General features: G+C 72.2%; 7 protein-coding genes. 1 reads left to right on the plus strand and 6 read right to left on the minus strand.

The features are described 5' to 3' along the window. Positions 1–3: 3 nt before the first annotated feature. The 4 genes from ACIBKX_RS30200 to ACIBKX_RS30215 all read right to left on the minus strand — a co-directional run bounded on the left by ACIBKX_RS30200 (position 4) and on the right by ACIBKX_RS30215 (position 19,237). Positions 4–1,308, minus strand: coding sequence for an activator-dependent family glycosyltransferase (locus ACIBKX_RS30200; RefSeq protein WP_363275126.1), 1,305 nt, complete (start codon positions 1,306–1,308; stop codon positions 4–6). A gap of 90 nt (positions 1,309–1,398) precedes the next feature. After that, positions 1,399–2,598: a cytochrome P450 gene (locus tag ACIBKX_RS30205; protein ID WP_363275127.1), complete on the minus strand. Its 1,200-nt coding sequence runs from the start codon at positions 2,596–2,598 to the stop codon at positions 1,399–1,401. A 65-nt stretch (positions 2,599–2,663) separates the two neighbouring features. Then, a complete protein-coding gene (locus ACIBKX_RS30210) occupies positions 2,664–2,876 on the minus strand; it encodes an MbtH family protein (protein WP_363275128.1) in 213 nt (70 codons plus the stop codon). Between the two features lie 8 nt (positions 2,877–2,884). Beyond that, complete coding sequence (locus ACIBKX_RS30215) at positions 2,885–19,237, minus strand: amino acid adenylation domain-containing protein (protein ID WP_363275129.1); 16,353 nt, start codon at positions 19,235–19,237, stop codon at positions 2,885–2,887. 458 nt (positions 19,238–19,695) lie between these two features. Here ACIBKX_RS30215 and ACIBKX_RS30220 point away from each other — a divergent pair, with 458 nt between their 5' ends. Next, positions 19,696–20,439 carry an AfsR/SARP family transcriptional regulator gene (locus ACIBKX_RS30220; RefSeq protein WP_363275130.1) on the plus strand — a complete coding sequence of 248 codons (744 nt, stop codon included), beginning with the start codon at positions 19,696–19,698 and terminating at the stop codon, positions 20,437–20,439. Between the two features lie 3 nt (positions 20,440–20,442). On the opposite strand, the gene ACIBKX_RS30225 is transcribed toward ACIBKX_RS30220, so the two are convergent. Both ACIBKX_RS30225 and ACIBKX_RS30230 read right to left on the minus strand, forming a co-directional pair. Beyond that, complete coding sequence (locus tag ACIBKX_RS30225; RefSeq protein WP_363275132.1) at positions 20,443–21,750, minus strand: activator-dependent family glycosyltransferase; 1,308 nt, start codon at positions 21,748–21,750, stop codon at positions 20,443–20,445. A 147-nt stretch (positions 21,751–21,897) separates the two neighbouring features. Beyond that, the gene (locus tag ACIBKX_RS30230) at positions 21,898–23,199 is read right to left on the minus strand and encodes an activator-dependent family glycosyltransferase (protein ID WP_363275133.1); all 1,302 of its coding nucleotides are present in this window, start codon (positions 23,197–23,199) and stop codon (positions 21,898–21,900) included. Between the last annotated feature and the right edge of the window lie 100 nt (positions 23,200–23,299).

The following is a 23,299-nucleotide window of genomic DNA, read 5'->3' on the forward strand; positions in this document are numbered from 1 at the left end:
GCCTCATCGAGAGCGGTGGCGGGCCGCGAACGACTCCAGTTCGCGCACCGCCTGGGCGGGCGTCGGCTGGGCGAGCAGTTCCGCGCGCAGCCGTCCGGCGCCTTCCCGGAAGCCGGGCTCGTCCAGGAGCCGCACCAGGAGTTCCTTCAGCCTCCCCCCGCCCAGTTCGTCGGGGCTGTCCGCGGGGACCCACAGTCCGGCGCCGGCCGCTTCGAGCCGCGGACCGCGCTCACCGACGTCCGGGACGACGCGGCTGACCATCAACTGCGGCACCCCGTGGGCGATGGCGTCCAGGCACGCGGGCACTCCCCCGTGGTGGATGATCGCCGAGCACGACGGGATGACGACGCTCAGCGGCACGAACTCCACCATGCGCGTGTTGTCCGGCACCCGCTCGATCTGCTTCTGGAGCTGCTCGGGCAGCGTCAGCACCAGTTCGATGTCGAGGTCGGCCAGGGCGTCGAGCATGCCCTGCACCTGCTCGACGGAGAAGGCGTGCGCCGCCGGGTCCTTCTCCAGGGTCAGGCCGAAGGTGGCGAGGACACGGCGTTTGGCCGGGTCCGCGCGGAGCCAGTCCGGCACGACGGAGGGCCCGTTGTACGGGAGGTAGCGGACCGGGACGTGCGGCACCGAGGACTCCACGCGCAGCGAGCCCAGCATCTGCTCGACGGTGAACTGCCCGGTCGCCATCTCCTCGGAGAACTCCTTGCCGTATTTCTCGGCCCAGCCTCCGAGCCACTCCCCCACCGGGTCCTCGCGGCCCTGCGGTTCCTGCTCCGCCCGCACCCGCAGGAAGTGACGCCGCAGCCGGGACTCCACGTCGATCTCGGTCGGCATGCGCCCGTGGGCGGTGCCCACCGCGGTCGCCGCGATCGAGCCGGCGTGGCTCAGCGAGTCCCAGAGCACGAGATCGGGCTGCCACCAGCGGCAGTACTCGACCAGGTCCTCGACCATCGAGTCGTTCATGGCCTTGAAGGTCTCGGTCAGGAACCGGTACAGCCACAGCAGGCGTTCCCAGGTGAGCTCCTCCTCGCGGTTCTCGGCCACGTCCGACAACAGGTCGTCGGGCCGCCCGTGTTCCGCGACGATCCTCTGGTGCATGTCCCCCTGTGCCCGCTCCAGCTTCGCGAGCACGGGCCCGTCGTCACCGACGGGGACCGCCGTCAGGCCCGACCGGGTGATGACCTCGGTGAGCTCCGGGCCACTGGCGACGCGCACCTCGTGGCCCGCCGCCTGGAGGGCCCAGCCCAACGACACGGAGGCCTGGAAGTGGGTCCGCCAGGGGAACGTGACAAACAGAACGCGCATAGCGCTTATCTCCTCCGTGCGCCGCATCGGCGAAAGTTACGGTCTCGAACTCGTGGTGTCGTAGGGGCGTACGGGCGGTCCGCCGGCCGGTCAGCGGGTCAGCATCGGCAGCTTCGCGACGCCGAGCACGTCCTCGAGCTCCATGAACTCCAGCGGGTTGTCCGGGTCCGTGCGCAGCGTCGGGTAGCGCTCCAGGAGGACGTTCACCCCGATCCGGCCCTCCAGGCGGGCCAGTGGCGCACCGATGCAGAAGTGGATGCCGCGGCCGAAGCCGAGTTGCGGGTTGGGGTCGCGGTCCGGGTCGAACACATGCGGGTCGGCGAACGTGCGGGCGTCCCGGTTGGCCGCGCCGAGCCAGAGCCTGACGAGGCTCCCCTTGGGCACCTTGACGCCGGCCAGCTCCGTGTCGGCGAGGGTCGCGCGGACCGAGCCGGCGAGCGGGCTGAGGAAGCGCAGCGTCTCCTCGACGACTCCGGGTGCGAGGTCCGGGTTCGCCCGCAGCCGTGTCAGCTGCTCCGGGTGGGCGTCCAGGCACAGCAGCATGTTGCCGATGGTGGCGGCGGTGGTGAGATGCCCGGCGACGAGGAGTTCGCGCGCGAAGTTGACGATGGCGGTCTCGGTCAGCCGGTCGCCGTCGATCTCCGCCTCGACCAGCTTGGTGAGCAGGTCCTCGCGCGGTTTGGTGCGCCGCTCGACGACATGGGAGCGCAGGTAGTCCATCAGCTCGGGCACCTGTCCCATGGCCGCGGCGACGTCCTCGTCGTCCCGCTGCAGGCCCGCGGTCTCGACGGTCACCTCGCCGGCCGCGGTGACGATCTGGTCCACCCACTTCTTGAAGAGGCCCCGGTCGCCGCGCGGCACGCCCAGCATCTCGGCGATCACGATCACCGGCATCGGGTAGGCGAGGTCCTCGACCAGTTCCAGGCTGCCCTTGTCGACCGCCGCGTCGATCAGCTCATGGGTGATCCGGGTGATCTGCGGTTCGAGGTCGGCCACCATCTTCGGGGTGAACGCGCGGCTGACGATCTTGCGCATCTTGGTGTGCTTGGGCGGGTCCGCCGCGCTCAGCGCACCCTCGCTGAGCGCCTCGCCCTCCTCGGCCTCGCCCAGCAGCAGGGCTTCCACGTTCGACGAGTACGTCTTGGGGTCGCCGTAGATCGCGACGCACTCGGCGTGCCCGTACACATGGACCACGCCGTTGTCGTCGACCTCGACGGGTTTGTCCGGCCAGCGGTCCCACATCCAGAAGTACGCCGGGTTCACTCCCCAGCGGTCAGCGAGGTGCGTCACGTTTCTCTTCCCTTTTTCTCTTCGGGTCCGCGCATGGTGTCGGGCGCGGCAGGTGGTGGCGGGACCTAGGCGGTCATGGCCTCGCGCAGGCTCCTGGGCCGCAGGTCGGTCCAGTTCTCCTCGATGTGGGCGAGGCACTTGGCCCGCTCGTCGGCGCCGAAGGCGATCCGCCAGCCGGCGGGGACCTCGGCGAACGACGGCCACAGGGAGTGCTGTTCCTCGTCGTTGACCAGGACGTAGAACGTGCCGTTGTCGTCGTCGAAGGGGTTGCTGCTCATGGTTTCTCCTAGTCCCGGAGGTGTCGGTTGATGAGGGTGCAGATCTCGGCCGCCGGCTTGGGCGCGGTCAGTCCGAAGTGCGTGGCGTCGATGTCGTACGTGTGCAGCTCGCCCTCGATGTGCGGGTCCCACAGACCGGGCCGCGCCTCGGGGCTCTGCGCGGCGTTGAAGAACAGCACGGTGCCGCGGTAGGTGGGCTGGGTGAACTCCTTGGCCAGTTCGCTGTGTTCGACCATGACGGCGGCGCCGTTGTCGACGACGGTCCTGCGGTCCGCGTCGTCCGCGTCGCCCGGGAGGTAGCCCTCCAGGAAGTCGCGCGCCTCCGACCGGTCGAGATGCGCCTCCTTCTGCCGCGCGAACCAGCTGCCCGGTACGGCGTCCAGGAGCGCGACGAGCGGCACCTCGTGCCCGCGGCGCTGGAGTTCGGCGCCGATCGCGTGGGCGAGCGGACCGCCCAGGGAGTGCCCCGCCAGCTGGAAGGGGCCGTCCGGCTGCACGGAGAGGATCTGCTCCGTGTAGTCGAGGACCATCGCCGCGAAACTCTCCGGCAGCGGTGCGCCGTCGAAGCCGCGGGCCTGGATGCCGTAGACCGGCCGGTCGCCGAGCTGGCCGGCCATGCCCAGGTAGGACCAGCACAGGCCGAATCCCGGGTGGATGAACCAGACCGGCGCCTTGGGCCCGCCGGTGCGCAGCGGCAGGACGACACCGAACGGGTCGCTGTCTGCGGTGACTTCGGCGTCCCCGGTGAGCAGCGCCGCGAGTTCCGCGACGGTCGGCGCCTGGAACACCAGGCGGATCGGCATCTCGACGCCCAGCACCGTGCGGATCCGGCTGATCAGCTTGGTGGCGAGCAGCGAGTGGCCGCCGAGGTCGAAGAAGTTGTCGTCGATGCCGGCCCGTTCGACCCCGAGGATCTGAGCGAACACGCCCGCGAGGAGTTCCTCCTGCGGTGTGCGCGGGGCCCGGTAGGCGGCGCCGCCGGTCAGTTCGGGCGCCGGCAGGGCCTTGCGGTCCACCTTTCCGGTGGCGGCCAGCGGCATGGCCTCCAGGACCATGAACGCGGACGGCACCATGTGCTCCGGCAGCCGCCGTGCGGTGAAGGAGCGCAGCTCTTCGGCGTCCGGCCCGTCGGCGGCGGCCGACGTGACGTACGCGAACAGGCGCTTCCCGGCGGTCCTGTGGTCCCGTGCGACGACCACGGCCTGGGCGACGCCGGCGTGGGTGGACAGCAGCGCCTCGATCTCGCCGGGCTCGATGCGGAACCCGCGGATCTTGACCTGGTTGTCGGCCCGGCCCTGGAAGACGAGGCGGCCCTCGTCGGTCCAGGTGACCATGTCACCGGTGCGGTACATGCGCTCGCCGGGGGTGCCGAAGGGGCAGGCCACGAAGCGCTCCGCGGTCAGTCCGGGGCGGCCCAGATAGCCGCGGGCCAGCCGTTCGCCGGCGACGTACAGCTCGCCGGGGACCCCGGCCGGCACCGGTCGCAGGGCCGTGTCGAGGACGTACAGGCGGGTGTTGTCCATCGGGTGCCCGATCGGCACGGTCTCGCCGAGTTGCTCCGGGGCCGTCATGGCGTGCATCGAGGTGGCTGCGGTGGTCTCGGTCGGGCCGTATCCGTTCACCACGGACAGGCCCGCGCAGGCGCGCAGCACCCGTTCCAGGGCGGCCGGGGTGACCACGTCGCCGACCGTCCACACCTGGCGTGCCCCGTCGAACGCGCCGGGGGTCTCCTCGGCGAGCGCCATGAACAGGCCCGCCGTCATGGCCAGACCGGTCACCCCGTGTTCGGTGATCGCCCGGGTGAGACCGGCCGGGTCCAGGCGTCCGGGTGGCGGGATGACGATGGTCCCGCCGCGCAGCAGCGGCACCCACAGCTCGTAGGTGGAGGTGTCGAAGGCCTGGGTGTTGTGCATGAGGACCCGCTCGTGGCGGCCCTCTCCGAAGCACCGGTCGGCGACCAGGACCACCACGGAGCGGTGGGTGATGCCCACGCCCTTGGGCCGGCCCGTGGACCCGGAGGTGTACATCACGTAGGCGAGCTGGTCCGGGTGTCCGGACCGGGCCGCGGCCGGCGGTGTCGCCGGGGCCGCGGCGATCTCGTCGGCGGTGCCGGGCTCGTCGACGATCAGCTGCGGGCAGTTGCTCTCGGGCAGCCCCGCCGTGATCTTCTCGTCGGTCACCAGGACCGTGGGGGCGGCGTCGGCCAGCATGAACGCGAGCCGCTCGGCGGGGTAGTCCGGGTCGACGGGCAGATAGGTGCCGCCCGCCTTGAGCACGGCGAGCACGGCCACGACGTACTCCTCGGAGCGCGGCAGGGCGAGGCCCACCACCGACTCCTGGCGCACGCCCCGTGCCGCGAGGACCCGCGCGAGCCGGTTGGCCCGTGCGTCCAGTTCCGCGTACGTCAGCGAGACGTCGCCGAAGACCACGGCGACCGCGTCGGGGCTCTGCGCGGCCTGACGGGCGAACGACTGGGCCACGGTGGTCTCGGGGACCTCGGTGGCGAAGTCGTTGAACTCGCCGAGCAGCCGCTCGCGTTCGGCCGGTTCGACCACGTCGACCAGGCCCACCGGGGTCCCGGGGTCCGCCGCGATGTGCCCGAGGATCCGCGCGAGGCGGTCCGCGAGCCGGTGCGCGGTCGGGTCGTCGACGGCGTGGTCCTGGTATCCGACGGTCAGCCGCAGATCCGGGTCGGCCTCGGCGAGCAGGCCCAGCGGGTAGTGCACGGTCGCCTCGGCGTCGATGCCCGAGATGGTGATGCCGGCGGTGCTCTGCGAGGCGTCGAGGCCTTCCTCGTCCGCCGGGTAGGACTCGAAGACCACCACGGAGTCGAAGAGGGTGACGAGCCCGGTCGCCTGGTGGATCTCGGCGAGCCCGAAGTGGTGATGGTCCATCAGCGCCGCCTGCCGCTCCTGCAGGTCGCGCAGCAGGTCGGCCAGGCTCTGGCCGGGCGTCGGGCGGACCCGTACCGGCAGCGTGTTGATGAACAGGCCCACCATCTCGTCGACGCCGGTCACCTGCGGCGGCCGGCCGGAGACCGTGGCGCCGAACACCACGTCCTGCCGCCCGGTCTGTCCGGCGAGCAGCAGCGACCAGGCGCCCTGCACCAGGGTGTTGAGGGTGATGCCGAGTTCCGTCGCGCGCCGGGTGAGCAGGCGTGCCGTCTCCTGGTCGAGGCCGACCTCGACGTGCCGGTGGTTGCCGCTGCTCTCCTGCCGGATCTGCGGGGCCACCAGGGTCGGCTCGTCGACGCCATCCAGCTCAGCCGTCCAGGCGCGGGCCGCCACCTCGCGGTCCTGGGCCGCGAGCCAGTCCAGGAAGTCGCGGTAGGGGCGGGCCCTGCCGAGCCGCTCGGCGTCGCCGCCGGTCTCGTACAGGCGCAGCAGGTCGTGCAGCACGAGGGGGCCCGACCAGCCGTCGTACACGATGTGGTGGACGGTGAGGACCAGTTCATGGCGGTCGGCCGCGCGCCGGGCCAGGGTCAGCCGGAGCATCGGCGGGGCGGTCAGGTCGAAGTGCGTGGACTGGTCCTCGGCAAGCAGCTCGCGCAGCGCCGTGTCCTGTCCGTCCTCCGTCAGTTCGCTCCAGTCGTGGAACCGCCAGGGCAGTTCGACGCGGTCGAGCAGCACCTGCACCTGCTCGCCGGACTCGGTGCCGACGAAGGCGGTGCGCAGGCTGTCGTAGCGGTCGAGCACGGCCTGGCCGGCCGCGCGCATCCGCTCCGGGTCCACGTGTCCGGTCAGATGGAACGCCAACTGCACCTGATAGGCGTCGAATTCGGCGCCGGCCAGCTGGCTCTGGAAGAGCAGCCCGGACTGCATGGAGGTCAGCGGCCAGACGTCGACCGTGCCCGGGTACTGCTCCTCCCACACCTCCAGGTCCCGCTGGCGCACGTCGACCAGCGGCACGTCCGACGGGGTGAGGCCGCCCGCGCCCGGCTCGGCGACATGCCGGGCCAGGCCTTCGAGGGCGGTGCGCCACAGGTCGGCGAACTCCCGCACCTCGTCGTGGCCGAGCAGCCCGGTGGGGAAGGCGATCCCGGCGGTGAGCCGGGGGCCCTGCGGGGTCTCGACGGCGTACGCGGTGATGTCGACGGCGGCCAAGGCCGGGGTCGTCAGGTCGGGGGCGAGCTCGTCCAGGTCGTCGGAGATCGTCCAGCCCGTGCCCGCGGACTCCTCGGCCTGGGCGGCGGAGCCGAACCGGCCGAGGTAGTTGAAGGAGACCTGACCGTCGCCGTGCGGCTTGAGCGTCTCGGCGGTCCTGGGGTTGAGGTGGCGGAGCAGGCCGTAGCCGATGCCCTTGTCGGGGATGGTGTGCAGCTGCTCCTTGACGGTCTTGACGGCGCTGCCCGCGAGCCGGCCGCCCGCGATGGCCTCGTCGAGGTCGAGGCCGCCGATGTCGAGGCGGACGGGGTAGACGCTGGTGAACCAGCCGACCGTGCGGGTGATGTCGGTGCCGGGGACCGCGGCCTCCTCGCGGCCGTGGCCCTCGAGGCGGATCAGGGCCGAGGACTCCTCGATGCCGCGTGCCCGGCGCCACTTGGCCATGGCGAGGGCGAGCGCGGTGAGCAGTCCGTCGTTGACGCCGCTGTGGAAGGCGGCGGGCAGCGTCGTCAGGAGCGCCTCGGTGACCTCGGGCTCCAGGGTGATCCGCACCGTCTCCACGGTGTCCCGGACGTCGACGGCCGGGTCGAGGGCGCGGGAGCCGAGCAGCGGATCCGGACCGTCCAGCACCTTCTGCCATACGGCGAGTTCGGCGACCCGCTCGGGTGCCGCCGCCGCCTCCACCAGGCCGTGCGACCAGCGGCGCATCGTGGTGGGCACGGGGGTGAGGCGCGGGCTGCGGCCCTGACGGACCGCGTCCCAGGCCTGGGCGAGGTCGGGCAGCAGGATGCGCCAGGAGACGCCGTCGACGGCCAGGTGGTGCAGGACGAGGATCAGCCGTCCCGAGGTGTCGGGGCCCGCGTCGCACCAGACGAAGCGCGCCATCTGGCCGGTGGCCGAGTCGAGTTCGCGGGCGGCGGCGTCCACCACTGCCTTCGTCTCGCGCCGCCAGTCGGGGTCCTGCCAGTCGCCCGCGCAGCGCCTGCGCCGCAGCAGCGCGGCCACGTCGACGGTGCCGGGCTTGGCGGTCTCCAGGCCGGGCTCCCCCGCGCGGACGCGGAACCGGGAGCGGAGCATGTCGTGGTGGTCGACGACCGCGGTGAGGGTGGCCACCAGGGCGCTCTCGTCGATGCCGGCCGGCAGGTCCACGACCATCGACATCACGAATCCGTCGTAGCCGCCGACGTGGTCGCTCATCTGCCGTACGACGGGCAGCAGGGGCATCCAGCCGACGCCGCCGCCCGCGGGCTCCCGGCGGGCGGGGCCGCTCTGGTCGCCGACGGCGGCGGCCTCGGCGAGTGCCGCGACCGTGCGGTGCTTGAACATCAGCCGCGGGGTGACCTTGATGCCCTGGGCTCGGGCGCGGGAGACGACCTGGATGGAGCGGATGCTGTCGCCGCCGAGGGCGAAGAAGTCGTCGTCGACGCCGACCCGGTCCTGCTCCAGGATCTCGGCGTAGATCGCGGCGAGCTTCTTCTCCGCGTCGGTGCGCGGTGCCCGGTAGGTGCCGGCGGTGGCCTCGGGCTCGGGCAGGGCGGCCTTGTCGAGCTTGCCGTTGGGGGTCAGCGGCAGGCTGTCGAGGACCATGCACAGCGAGGGCACCATGAACTCGGGGAGCCGCTCGGTGAGGAACGTGCGCAGGTCGTCCGCGTCGGGGGCGCGCCCGCCGTCCCGTACGGGCACCGCGTAGCCCACCAGGCGCCGGTCGCCGTCCTTGTTCTCGTGGACGGTGACGACGGCCTGGGCGACGCCGGGGTGCCTGCCGAGGGTCGCGGCGATCTCGCCGGGCTCGATGCGCAGGCCGTTGATCTTGACCTGGTCGTCGCTGCGGCCGACGTAGTCGAGCTGTCCGTCGGCGCCCTGCCGGACGATGTCGCCGGTGCGGTACATGCGGGCGCCGGGCGGGCCGTACGGGTCGGCGACGAAGCGTTCGGCGGTCAGCGCGTGGCGGTTGAGGTAGCCGCGGGCCAGGCTGGGCCCCGCGATGTACAGCTCCCCGGGGGTGCCGGGCGGGACCGGGGCGAGCCGCTCGTCCAGGACGCGCACCCGGTTGTCGGCGACGGCGGTGCCGATGGGCGTGTGGTCGGTGGTGAGGGGGGCGCTGATGGCGCCGCAGACGGTGGTCTCGGTGGGCCCGTAGGCGTTCACGAAGCGGCGTCCGGGCGCCCAGGCGGCGACCAGGGCGGGCGGGCAGGCCTCGCCGCCGACGGTGACGGTGCGCAGCCCGGTCAGGGTGCGCGGGGCGTCGGCCGGGAGCGCGGCGAGCACGCTGGGCGGCAGCATCACATGGGTGACGGCGCGCTCGGCGAGGGTGCGGGCCAAGTCGTCGCCCACGACGCGCTGTTCGGCCGGGATGACCAGGGTGGCGCCGGTGGTGAGGGTCTGCACCAGCTCCCAGAAGGCGGCGTCGAAGCTGGGCGCCGCGACCTGGAGGACGCGGGCGTCCGGGGTCAGCGCGAGGCGCTCCTCGGTGGTGGCGCCGAGAGCCGCGATGCCCGCGTGGGTGACGGTGACGCCCTTGGGCAGGCCCGTCGAGCCCGAGGTGAAGATGACGTACGCCGGGTGGTCGGGGCTCAGCTCGGTCTCCGGGTCGGTGGCCGGGCAGTCCCGCCAGGCGGCCCGCACCTCGGGGGTGTCGATGGCGACGGCCTCGGTGGTCAGGCCCTGCGGCAGCTCGCCGGCGGCGCCCTCGGTGGTGAGCAGCACGGCGGGGGCGGCGTCGTCGAGCAGGAACAGGATGCGGTCGGCCGGGTAGTCGAGGTTGACGGGCAGATAGGCGGCGCCCGCCTTGAAGACGCCGAGGGCCACGGCGACCTGGTCGGCGCAGCGCGGGACGGCCACGCCGACCGACTGCTCGGGGCCGATGCCCCGGGCGGTCAGCCAGTGCGCGATCCGGTTGGCCCGCGCGTCCAGTTCCTCGTACGTCCATGCCTCGTCGGCCGATTCGACGGCCAGGGCCTCGGGAGCCTGCCGCAGCCGTGCGCGGAACAGCTCGGGGAAGGTGGCCACCGGCACGGTCCGCTCGGCCTGCTGCTCGGCCGTGAGCAGCGCGCTGCGCTCCTCGGCGGTGAGCAGGTCGGCGTCGCCGATGCGCTGGGCGGGGTCGGCGACGGCGGCGGCGAGGAGCCGCTCCCAGCGGGCGATGAGCGCCTCGATGGTGGCGGCGTCGAAGAGTTCAGTGGAGTACTCGGCGGCGATGTGGACGCCGGCGGGCGTGGTGCGGTCGGCGAACGTCTCGCTCAGGCTCAGCGTGAGGTCGTACCGGGAGGTGCCGGTGCCGACGCCCTCGCTGACCACGCGCAGGCCGGGCAGCTCGAAGTCCTTGTCCTCGGTGTTCTGGAGGATCAGGGCTATCTGGAAGAGCGGGTTGACCGAGGCCGAGCGCTCCGGGTTGAGCTTCTCCACCAGGGCCTCGAAGGGGATGTCCTGGTGGGTGTAGGCGGCGAGGCTGGTGCGGCGTGCCTGGCCGAGGAGTTCGGTGAACGTCGGGTCGCCGGAGGTGTCGGTGCGCATCACCTGGACGTTGACGAAGAGGCCGATCAGGTCGTTCAGGTTCTCGTCGACGCGGCCCGCGATGCCGCTGCCGAGCGCGATGTCGGTGCCCACGCCGAGCCGGGTGAGCAGGGCGGCCATGGTGGCCTGCAGGACCATGAACGGCGTGGTGCCGGTGGCCTTGGCGAGGCCGGCGATGCCCTCGTGGAGGGTGCCGTCCAGGGTGAACTCCAGCAGGTCGCCGCTGCGGTCGAGTTCCGCGGGGCGCGGCCGGTCGCCGGGGATGGTGACCGTCTCGGGCAGCCGGGCGAGCTGCCGGGACCAGTAGCGGTACTGCTTGCTGAACAGGCTGTCCGGGTCGTTGTCGTCGCCCAGGAGCCGCTGCTGCCACAGCGCGTAGTCGGCGTACTGGAGCGGCAGCGGGCTCCACCGGGGAGCCTCGCCCCGGACGCGGGAGGCGTAGGCGGTGGCCAGGTCCTTGGCGAGCGGCGTCGCGGACCAGCCGTCGGCCGCGATGTGGTGGATCACCAGTACCAGGACGTGCTCGTCGTGCTCGTCGGGGCCGACGCCGAGCAGGGCGGCCTTCAGCGGGATCTCGGCGGCGATGTCGAAGGGGTGGCGGGCGGCGGCGGTGATGGCGTCGGCGAGCGCCGCCTCGTCGGCGACCTGCCGCACGGGCAGTCCGATGCGGGCCTTCTCCGGGCCGAGGACGTGCTGGTGGGGCTTGCCCTCGACCTCGCGGTAGACGGTGCGCAGGATCTCGTGCCGGGTGACGATGTCGTTGACGGTCTCTTCCAGGGCGCGTACGTCGAGTGCGCCGCTGAGCCGCAGGATGAGCGGCATGTTGTAGGTCGCCGCGTGGCCCTCGAACTTGTGCAGGAACCAGAGGCGTTGCTGGGAGAAGGAGAGCGGGAGCTTCTCCGGCCGCCGCTCCGGCGGGGCCAGCGGGGCGCGGGCGCCGGCGGCGCCGTCCAGGTGCGGGACGAGTCCGGCGACGGTCGGGTGGGCGAAGAGCGTGCGCAGCTCCACCTCGGTGCGCAGCGCGACGCGGATGCGGTTGACGAGCTTGGTCGCCATGATCGAGTGGCCGCCGAGGGCGAAGAAGTCGTCGTCGATGCCGACCCGCTCCACGTGCAGGACCTCGGCGAACAGTTCGCACAGCAGCTCTTCCTGTGCGGTGCGCGGGGCCCGGCCCGCGGCGGCCGCGGCGAAGTCCGGTGCGGGCAGCGCCCTGCGGTCGAGCTTGCCGTTGGCGGCGAGCGGCACGGAGTCGATCGCGGCGACGGCGGCGGGCACCAGATGCGCGGGCAGCTGCTCCTGGAGATGGCCGCGGAGTGAACCGGCGAGCGCGTCGCCGTCCTGTCCGGCCACCGGCACGACGTACGCGACGAGCTGCTTGTCGCCGGAGCCTTCGGCGGTCCGGGCGACGACGACGGCCTGGGCGACTCCGGGGTGCGCGGTCAGGGCGCGTTCGACCTCGGCGGGCTCGACGCGGACGCCGCGGATCTTGACCTGGTCGTCGTCGCGGCCGACGTATTCGAGCTGCCCGTCGGGGGTCCAGCGGGCGAGGTCGCCGGTGCGGTACATGCGGGCGCCGGGCGGCCCGTACGGGTCGGCGACGAAGCGCTCGGCGGTCAGCGCGGCGCGGCCCAGATAGCCGCGGGCGATGTTCCCGGCGACGTACAGCTCACCGACGACGCCCGGCGGTACGGGCGCGAGGCCCGGACCGAGGATGTAGGTGCGCATGTTGCCGAGCGGCGTACCGATCGGGGTGCTGTCGACGGCCTGCGGGTCCTGGTCCTGCCGCACGGTGTACGTGGTGGCGTAGAACGACTCGGTCTGGCCGTAGGCGTTGACGACGCGCACGTCGGGCAGCGTCTCGCGGATGCGGTCGACGAGTGTGGCGGGCAGGGCCTCACCGGCGAAGACGACGGTCCGCAGTCCCGCGATGTCGGCCATGCGGGCGCCCAGTTCGGCGAAGACCGACGGGACCGTGCTGATGACGCTCGCCGTCACCGACTCGCGTTCGGCGAGCACGAGGGCGTCCCGGACGATGTCGACGGTGCCGCCCTGCGCGAGGGTCGTGATTGTCTCGAAGACGGACACGTCGAAGTTGACGGAGGTGCCCGCGAACATCCGGGTCTCCGCGTCCACGCCGACCCGTTCGGCCAGCCGCGTCACGCCGTTGACGACGTTGGCGTGGCTGATCACGACGCCCTTGGGGGTGCCGGTGGAGCCGGACGTGTACATCACGTACGCCGCGTTCTGCGGGCGCGGCTGAGCGGCCGGCGGGACGGTCGTGTCCCCAGGGGCGAGGTCCACGTCGCCGAGGTCCATGCCGCCCAGGTCCACGTCGCCCAGGAACAGCGTCGGGACGTCCGTCTCCGGGAGCACTCCGACCGTGTCGGCGTCGGTGAGGACCAGCTGCGGCCGGGCGCTGCCGAGGATGTGGTCGAGGCGGTTGCTCGGGTACTTGGGGTCGATCGGCAGATAGGCGCCGCCCGCCTTCAGGATGCCGAGGATGCCGGTGACCAGGTCGGCCGAGCGGGGCAGCGCGAGACCGACGACGGTCTCCGGGCCGACGCCCCGGTCGGCGAGGACGCGGGCGACACGGTCGGCGCGGGCGTTCAACTCGGCGTAGGTGTACGCCACTTCGTCGTACGTCACCGCGGTCTTGTCCGGCGTCTTCGCCGCCTGCCGCTCGAACAGGCCGTGGACGGTCAGCTCGGGGGTCTGGGCCGCGGTGTCGTTGACGTCGGTGAGGAACCGGGCGCGCTCGGCGGGCTCCAGGAGGTCCACGCGGCTGAGCGGCGTCCGCGGGTCCTCGGCGAGCAGGGCGAGGATGCGGCCGAAGCGCCGGGCGACGGCGGCCGTCCGCTCGGCGTCGATGAGGTGGTGCTGGTACTGGAGGCTGACCTTGAGGTGGGGCTCGGCGAAGGCCATCACCACCAGCGGATAGTGGGTGCTGCTGAGCGGGCTGAGCCCGGTCACGGAGATCCCCGCGGCGGAGTACGCCTCGCTCAGCGCGGCGCCGTCGATGGGGTACGACTCGAAGACCACGACCGTGTCGAACAGGGCGCGCAGCCCGGTGGCCCGGTGCATCTCGAGCAGGCCGTGGTGGTGATGGTCGAGGAGCGTGCTCTGCCGGTCCTGGAGGCGGCCGAGGATGGTGCCGAGTCCGTCGCCGGGTGCGCAGTCCACGCGTACGGGAACGGTGTTGATGAACATGCCGACCATCTCGTCGACGCCCGTGACCTGCGGCGGACGTCCGGAGACGGTGGCGCCGAACACCACGTCGCGGCGCCCGGTGAGCCCGGCGAGGAGCATGCCCCACGCGCCCTGGACCAGGGTGTTGAGGGTCAGCCCCAGCTCGCTCGCGCGCCGGGTGAGCGCGCGGGACTGCTCGGCGGTGAGCGGCACGTCCAGCTGTCCGGCGCCGGAGGACCGGCCGTCGGCGGGGGCGTCGGGGAGCAGCAGCGTGGGTTCGTCGACGCCGGCCAGCTCGTGCTCCCAGGCCCGGGCGGTCGCCTCGTGGTCCTGGCGGGAGAGCCAGGCGAGGAAGTCGCGGTAGGTGCGCGCCCGGCCGAGGGCGGTCGCGTCACCGGCCGAGCCGTACAGGCGCATCAGGTCCTGCATCAGGAGAGGCACCGACCAGCCGTCGAAGAGGACGTGGTGGGCGGTGAGGACCAGCTCCCAGCGGTCGTCGGCGAGCTTGATCAGCGAGAGCCGCACGAGCGGCGGCTCGGCGGGGTCGAAGCGGGTGCCGTGCTCGGCGGCGAGGAACGCCTTCAGCTCCGCGTCCCGTACCGTCGCGGGCCGGTCGCTCAAGTCCACTTCCCGCCAAGGGAGTTCGACACCGCCACGGATGATCTGTACGCGGTCGCCCGCGCCGTCCGTGCCGAACGCGGCCCGCAGGTTGGGGTAGCGGTCGAGCAGCGCCTGCCCGGCGGCCCGCAGCCGCCCCGGCTCGACGGCACCGGCGAGGTGGAAGACGAACTGCATCTGGTAGGCGTCGAAGGCGGCGCCCGCCAGCTCGGTGTGGAAGAGCAGTCCCTCCTGCATCGCGGTCAGCGGCCAGACGTCGGTGAGGTTCGGGTACCGCTCCCGCCAGCCGTCCAGCTCGCTCTGGCCCACCGTGACGAGGGGGACGTCCGAGGGCGTGAGGCCGCCCGCGTCCGGCTGCCCGGCATGCAGCGCGAGGCCCTCCAGGGCGGCGCGCCACAGCTCGGCGAGTTCCCGGACCTCGTCCGCGCCGAGCAGCCCCGTGGGGAAGTCCAGCGTGGCGTCGAGGCGCGGCCCCGCGTCGGTGTCGGTGACGTAGGCGCTGACGGCCAGTGTGGCGAGGGCGGGCATCGCGTCGTCGAGGTCGGCCACGAGCAGGGTGGTGCCCTCGACCTGGGTGAAGCCGAGGCCGCGCAGGTCCTGCGGCATATTGGCCGAACCGGTGTAGCGGCCCAGGTAGTTGAAGGTGATCTGCCCGGAGCCGTGCCCCGCGAGGACCGCCGCGGTCTCGGCGTTGAGGTGGCGCAGCAGGCCGTAGCCGACGCCCTTGTCGGGGACGGCGAGCAGCTGTTCCTTGACGGCCTTGACGGCGGCTGAGGCGGACGCGCCGCCCGCGATGGCCTGGTCGAGGTCGACTCCGGCCACGTCGAGGCGGACCGGGTGCATGCCGGTGAACCAGCCCATGGTGCGCGAGAGGTCGGCGCCGGGGGCGACGGACTCCTCGCGGCCGTGGCCCTCCAGGCGGATCAGCGCGGAGGACTCGCTGATGCCGCGCCGTCTGCGCCACTGGGCGACGGCGAGGGCGAGCGCGGTGAGCAGCCCGTCGTTGACGCCGCCGCGGAAGGCGGCGGGCAGGGTGGTCAGGAGCGCCTGGGTGGCGTCCGTCGGCAGCTCCAGGGAGACCTGCTCGACGGTGGCCATGGTGTCGAGCGCCGGGTCGAAGGGGCGGGCGCCCAGGTCCGGGTCGGGGCCGGACACGATCTGCCGCCACAGGGCGAGTTCGGCGGTGCGCTCGCCGGCGGCGGCCTCGGTCAGGGCGTGCGCCCAGCGGCGTACGGAGGTGGCGACGTCGGGCAGCTTCGGGGTGGCCCCGTCGCGGACCTGGCGCCAGGCGGCGGCGAGGTCGGGCAGCAGGATGCGCCAGGAGACCCCGTCCACGGCGAAGTGGTGGAGGAGGATGGTCAGGCGGCCGGGCGTCTCGGTGCCCGCGTCGAACCACACGAACTGCGCCATCACGCCGGCCGCGGAGTCCAACCGGCCGACCGCGGCCCCGAGTTCGGCCTTCGCCTGCTCCCGCCAGTCCTCGCCCCAGGTGCCGTCGCCCGTGACGCGGTGGACGAGAGGGGCCACGTCCACGGTGCCGGGTGCGGTCACCTCCAGGCCGGGCTGCTCGCCGGTGACGAGTCTGGAGCGCAGGATGTCGTGCCGGTCGAAGGCCGCCGACAGGGTGGCCACCAGTCCGTCCCGGTCGATGCCGGCGGGCAGGTCGACGGTCATCGACATGGTGAACCGGTCGATGTCACCGCCCAGTTCGCGCAGGTAGTGGCCGATGGGCAGCAGCGGCATGAAGCCGGTGCCGCCGCCCGGCAGCTCCGTCAGGGCCACTCCCGCCTGACCGCCTAGCCCGGCGGCCAGGGAGAGTTCGGCCACGGTGCGGCACTCGAAGATCTGCCGCGGGGTGACCTCGACGCCCTGCGCGCGGGCGCGGGAGACGACCTGGATGGAGCGGATGCTGTCGCCGCCCACGGCGAAGAAGTCGTCGTCCACGCCGACCCGGTCCAGGCCGAGCACCTCGGCGTAGACGGCGGCGAGCACGTCCTCGGCCGGGGTGCTCGGGGCGCGGTAGGCGGAGCCGGTGAACTCCGGCTCGGGCAGCGCCTTGTGGTCCAGCTTGCCGTTGGGGGCCAGCGGCAGCCGGTCGAGCACCACGAACACCGAGGGGACCATGAACTCGGGGAGCCGGCCCGAGACGAAGCCGCGCAGGTCGCGCGCGGAGACGGTGGCCGTCAGGTCGACGTCCAGGTCGCCGATGCTGTCCACGGCACCGGAACCGGAGTCCCACATGTCGGTGGGCACCACATAGCCGACGAGCTGGGCGCGGCCCTGGTGCCGCCGGGTCACCACCACGGCCTGCGCGACTCCGGGGTGCGCGGTCAGCGCCGCCTCCACCTCGCCCGGCTCGATGCGGAATCCGCGCACCTTGACCTGTGCGTCGTCACGCCCGACGTACTCCAGCGTGCCGTCGGCGGTCCAGCGGGCGAGGTCGCCGGTGCGGTACATCCGCGCACCGGCCGGGCCGTAGGGGTCGGCGACGAACCGCTCGGCGGTCAGCCGGGCCTTGCCGAGGTAGCCGCGCGCCACGTTGCCCGCGACGTACAGCTCGCCCACCACACCGGGCGGCACCGGGCGCAGTCCGGGGCCGAGCACGTAGGTCCGCATATTGCCCAGGGGGGCGCCGATGGGGGCGCTGGACGTGCCGGTCCACCGCTCGTCGGCGGTGAAGGTGGTGGCGTAGAACGACTCGGTCTGGCCGTAGGCGTTGATCACGCGCGCGCCCGGGATCACCTCGCGGACCCGCTCCACCAGCGCCGCGGGCAGCGCCTCACCGGCGAAGACGACCGCCTCGGCACGGATCTTCCCGCCCACCTGGTCGAGGAGTTCGGCGAAGACCGAGGGGACGGTGCTGATGACGCCGCCGCTCCAGCCGCCGCGCTCGCCGATGACGAGGACGTCGCGGACCACGTCGAGGGTGCCGCCCGCCGCCAGGGTGGTCACGGTCTCGAAGACGGACACGTCGAAGTTGACGGAGGTGCCCGCGAGGACCAGCGTGCCCGCGCCGATGCCGACCGAATCGGCAAGACGCAGCACGCCGTTGACGACGTCGCGGTGGGTGATCGTCACGCCCTTCGGCAGGCCGGTCGAGCCCGAGGTGTACATCACGTACGCGGCGTTCGCGGGGAGCGCAGGGGACGGCGCATCGGCCCCCGCCTCATGGGTGAGGTCGACGTCCTCGACGAACAGGCTCGGCACGTCCGACGCCGGGAGCACTCCGGCCGTCTGCGCCGTGGTGAGGATCAGCCGCGGGCGTGCGTCGGACAGGATGTAGTCCAGGCGCGAACTGGGGTACTTGGGGTCGATCGGCAGATACGCGGCGCCGGCCTTCCAGATGCCGAGCATGCCGACGATCAGATCCGCCGAGCGGGGCAGGGCGAGGCCCACGAGGGTCTCGGGGCCGACTCCGCGCCCGGCCAGTTCACGGGCGAGGCACCGCGCACGCGCGTCCAGCTCCGCGTACGTCAGCTCGACATCGCCGTCGATCAGCGCGGTCGCGTCCGGCGTCGCCGCCGTCTGACGCCCTATCAGGCCGACGATGCTCTCGTCGGGGGTGTCGGCGTCGGTGGCGTTGAAGGCGCGCAGGACGAGGTCGCGCTCGCCGGCCTCCAGGACGTCCGAGAGCGCGACGGCCCGCGACGGCACGTCGACCAGCTGGCCGACGAGGCGGACGAGGCGCTCCACGAGGGCCTCGGCCGTGCCTCGGTCGAACAGCTCGGTCGCGTACTCCAGATAGATCGCGAGGCCCGGCTCGCCGGGCTCGTCGAAGAAGCTGAACTCCAGGTCGAACTTGGCCATCGACGTCCACAGCGGGGCGACGTGCGCGTGCACCCCACCGGGCAGGTCGAACTCGAGCCGGGCCCGCGTCGACCAGGTGAACATGACCTGGAACAGCGGGTGGTAGGCGCTGGAGCGCTCGGGGTTGAGCGCCTCCACGAGCCGCTCGAACGGCGCGTCCTGGTTGTCGTACGCGGTCAGCGCCTTGTGCTGCACCTGGTCGAGGACCTGCTCGAAGCTCGGGGTCCCCGACAGGTCGGTGCGCAGCACCCAGGTGTTGACGAAGAAGCCCACCAGGTCGGTGAGGTCGGCGTCCCTGCGGCCCGCGATGGTGGAGCCGATCGCGATGTCGTCGCCCGCGCCGAGCTGCTGCAGGAGCACCGCGAGCGCGGCCTGGAACACCATCGGCGTCGACACCCCGGCGCGCCGGGCCAGCTCCTCGACCCGGCCGAGCAGCTCCGCGTCGACGGCGCGGTCGACGACGTCGCCGCGGTGGCTCGCGGCCGGCGGGCGCGGCCGGTCGGTGGGCAGCCGCAGCGGCTGCGGCACACCGGCGAGGGCCTCGCGCCAGTAGTCGAGCTGGGTGGCGAGAACGCTCTCGGGGTCCTTCTCGTCGCCGAGCAGTTCGCGCTGCCACATCGTGTAGTCGATGTACTGGACGGGAAGTTCGGTCCAGTCGGGTGCCTGGCCCCGCAGCCGCGCGGTGTAGGCGGTGCCCAGGTCGCGCGCGAGCGGCTCGATGGACTCGCCGTCGGCGGCGATGTGGTGGACCAGGAGCAGCAGTCGGTGCTCGCGCGGCCCCGCGCGGAACAGGGTGGCGCGTACGGGTATCTCGGCGGCCAGCGTGAACGTGTGGGCGGCCGCGGCGCGTACCGCCGCGTCAAGATCCTCGGGGGCCACGTCGACCAGCGGCACGTCCAGGCGGAGTTCGTCGGCGGGGACCACCTGCTGGGCGGCGACGCCGTCGGCGTCCTCGACGATCAGGGTGCGCAGACTCTCGTGCCGGCCGACCACGTCACGGACCGCCGCCGTCAGCGCGGCGGTGTCCGGCTCGCCCGTCAACCTGACGAGGAAGGGCACGTTGTATGTCGCCGAGGGTCCCTCGAACTTGTCGATGAACCACAGACGGCGCTGCGCGAAGGACAGTGGGATCATTGCTCGGCACTCCTGTTCATTTCGACTGCGCGCCGGCTCGGCGACGTCACGGGACCGGGCGCGACAACTTCCCGAGGAAGACCTCGCGTAAGTCTCAGGAATGTCGGTCAAAGAATCTGATCACGGTCGCGGAGCCATTAGGTAAGCACGTGGACCCGGCGGCCTGTCAATGTCCGGCCGGGTGTCCTGACTGTCCCGTCAACGGGACGCCGAGCACCGCCTATGGCCGCTTCACCACCGGCCCATCTGAGGTATGTTCGGCCCCAGCCCGAGTGCGGCACCGGTCACGGCTCGACGCCAATTACCAAGTCTCTTGGACCCGAGCGCCTCGAATTCCTTGATCGAGCCCTGCGATTCCGTTACGGCTTTTATTCATCTGCTGAATTCCAAAGGCCGGGCCGACATCCAATTGCACCCGGTCCTGACGGACGTCTTTCCAGGAAATGGGAGTTCACAGCGTGCGATACGAGATTCTGGGGCAGCTCCGCGTCATCGACGAGGAGGGCGTGCAGACCGTCAAGGCGCAGAAGGTGGAGATCCTGCTGGCCGCGCTGGTCGTCCGCTCCGAGCAGGTCGTCAGCGCGGACCAGCTCATCAGGGAGATCTGGGGGGAGGAGCCGCCGCGCAGTGCGACGGCGGGCCTCTACGTCTACATCTCCCAGATCCGCAAGCTGCTCCGGCGGGCCGGGACAGCTCAGAGCCCGGTCCTGACCAAACCCCCCGGCTACATGCTGTCGCTGGGCTCGGACGGGCTCGACCTGCACGACTTCACGCGGCTGATGAAGGAGGGCCGCGCCCAGCTCAGGAACGGCGCCCAGGAGGCGGCGGTGCTCAGCTTCGAGGGCGCGCTCGCGCTCTGCCGCGGGCCGCTGCTCGCCGACGCCGGGCACGGGCCGATCCTCCAGGGCTTCCGCACTTGGCTCAACGAGGCCCAACTGGAGTGCATGGAGAGCCTGATGGACGCCCGGATGACCCTCGGGCACCATCGCGAGCTGGTCAGCGACCTCTATCTGCTCAGCACGGAGCATCCGCTGCGGGAGGCGTTTCACCGGCAGCTCATGCAGGCCCTGCACCGCAGCGAGTGCCGGGGCGACGCGCTGCTCGTGTACCAGCGGGCCCGCCGGACCCTGCGCGAGGAGCTCGGCGTCGAGCCGGGCCCCGCGCTCCAGGACATCCAGCGGGCCATCCTGATGGACGGATGAGGGTCATCGGCGGGGGCGGTGCCGGTCGGCGAGCAGTTCCAGTTCCCGCACCGCCTCGGCGGGCGCCGGCTGGGCGGCCAGCTCCGCACGCAGTCGTCCGGCGCCCTCCCGGAAGCCGGGCTCGTCCAGGAGCCGCACCAGGTGTTCCCGGATCCGCGGCCCGCTCAGCTCCTCGGGGTCGTCCCCCGGGATCCACAGGCCGGCGCCCGCCGCCTCCAGGCGCGGTCCGCGCTCACCGATGTCCGGAAGCACCCGGCTCACCATCATCTGCGGCACGTCATGGGCGATGGAGTCCAGGAACGGCCCGATTCCCCCGTGGTGCAGCACTGCGGAGCACGACGGGATGATGACGTGCAGCGGCACGAACTCCACCATGCGCGTGTTGGCGGGGACCCGGTCGAGCGCCTTCTGGAGCGACTCGGGCAGCGTGAGCACCAGCTCGATGTCGAGGTCGGCGACGGAATCCAGCATGCCCTGCAACTGCTCGACGGTCAGGGCCTGGTGCCGCTCCGCGTGCTCCAGGCTCACCCCGAAGGTGGCGAGGACGCGCGGCTTGCCGGGGTCGCTGCGGGTCCAGTCCGGCACGACGGAGGGTCCGTTGTACGGGACGTAGCCGACCGGGAAATGCGGAACCTCCGATTCCAGGACCATGGAGCCCAGCATCTGGTCGATGGTGAAGTGACCGGTCGCCATCTCCTCGGAGAACGGCTTGCCGTACTTCCCGGCCCACTCGCCGAGCCACTCCCCCAGCGGGTCCTCACGGTCCTGCTCGGGCTGCTGCGCCCGCACGCGCAGGTAGTTCGCCCGCATCTGGGCCTCCACGTTGAGCCCGATCGGCATGCGCGCGTGCGGTGCGCCCACCGCGGTGGCGGCGATCGAGCCGGCGTAGCTCAGCCAGTCCCAGATCACCAGGTCGGGCTGCCACCAGCGGGCGTACTCGACGAGATCCTCGACCATCGAGTCGTTCATGGCCGCGTGGGTCTTGCGGTACATCCGGTACGCCCAGCGCAGCCGCTCCCAGGTGAGTTCCTCCGGGCGGTTCTCCGACATGTCGGTCAACAGGTCGCCGCTCGCGGCGAGTTCCTCGACCTTCGCGAGGACCTCCGCGTCCTGGAGAGCCTCCAGTTTCGCCATGATGGGCTCGTCGGAGCCGACGGGGACGGCGGTCAGGCCGGAGCTGGTGATGACGTCGGTCAGCTCGGGCCCGCTGGCGACACGCACCTCGTGCCCGGCCGTCTGCAGGGCCCAGCCCGTCGACGCGACGAGGTGCAGGTGACTGCGCCAGGGGATGGTCACTAGCAGGACGCGCATAGGGGGCAACTCCTCCGTAGACTCCGCGGCTTCATCAGACTCCGCGACCTGTAAAACCCTCGCCGACCCGTCTTAAGCGGGCCTTGGTCTGTTCCAGCGGGCCCTGGGCTGTTCCAGCCGGCCCAGGGCCGAACCGCCGGACAGGACCTAGCCGGCGCTCTTGGCCACCCGCCGCTCCAGCTCCACGACCACCTCGGCGGGCGTCGGCATGGCGAGCATCTCCTCGCGCAGCCGTCCGGCGGCCTCCCGGTACGACGGGTCCTCGAGGAGCCGCACCAGCTCCTCGCGGATCCGTGACCCGCTGATCTCCGTCGCCGGGATCCACTGGGCGACGCCGGCCTCCTCGGCACGCGCGGCACGGTCCTCGATGTCGGGGACGACCCGGCCGACCATCAGCTGCGGCACCTCGTGGGCGATGGCGTCCAGGAACGCGGGCACTCCCCCGTGGTGGATCACCGCCGAGCACGACGGGATGATGACGTGCAGCGGCACGAAATCCACCATGCGGGTGTTGGCGGGGACCCGCTCGATCTCCTTCTGGAGCGACTCGGGCAGCGTCACGACGAGCTCGATGTCGAGGTCGGCGAGGGAGTCGAGCATCTCCTGCAACTGCTCGACGGAGAAGGCCTGGTACTCCTCGCCCTTCTCCTGGCTCACCCCGAAGGTGGCGAGGACACGACGCTTCTCCGGGTCGCTGCGGGTCCAGTCCGGCACGGCGGCGGGCCCGTTGTAGGGGATGAGCCGGAGCGGGACGTGGGGCACGTCCGACTCGATGCGCAGCGAGCCGATCATCTGCTCGACGGTGAACTGCCCCGTCACCATCTCCTCGGAGAACGAGGCACCGTACTTCCGCGCCCACTCGCCCAGCCAGTCCGCGAGCGCGTCCTCGCGGTCCTCGGGGGCCTGCTGCTCCCGCAGCTCCACGAACTTCCGCCGGAACCGGGCGTCGACGTCGATCTCGATGCGGATGCGCGCGTGCGGCGCGCCGATCGCGGTGGCCGCGATCGAGCCGGCGGGGCTCAGCCAGTCCCAGATCACCAGGTCGGGCTTCCACCAGCGGGCGTACTCGACGAGGTCCTCGATCATCGACTCGTTCATGCCCTTGAGGATCTCGGTGAGATACCGGGTCAGCCACCGCATGCGGTCCCAGGTGAGCTTCTCCTCGCTGTTCGCGGCGAACTCGAAGAGGAGGTCGTCGCGGGGGCCGAGCTTCTCCAGGGCGTCGACGATCGCCTGGTGCTCCTCGCTGAACATCTCGCCCAGCTTCTGCAGGACGGGCACGTCGGAGCCGACCGGAACCGCGGTCAGGCCCGACTTGGTGATGACGTCGGTCAGCTCAGGACCGCTGGCGATCCGCACCTCGTGCCCGGCCGTCTGCAGGGCCCAGCCCAACGGCGCGATGGGCTGGTAGTGGGTCCGCCAGGGCCAGGTCACGAACAGGACGCGCATGGCGCACAACTCCTCTGTAGACACCGGGACATCGAAGACGGTGGCCGACCCGCCTTAAGCCGACCTTGGACTGGTCTTCTCCGGCCGCGCACCGCGAAAG

Origin of the sequence: Streptomyces sp. NPDC050658 (assembly GCF_044457025.1) — a bacterium.
Lineage (GTDB): Bacteria > Actinomycetota > Actinomycetes > Streptomycetales > Streptomycetaceae > Streptomyces.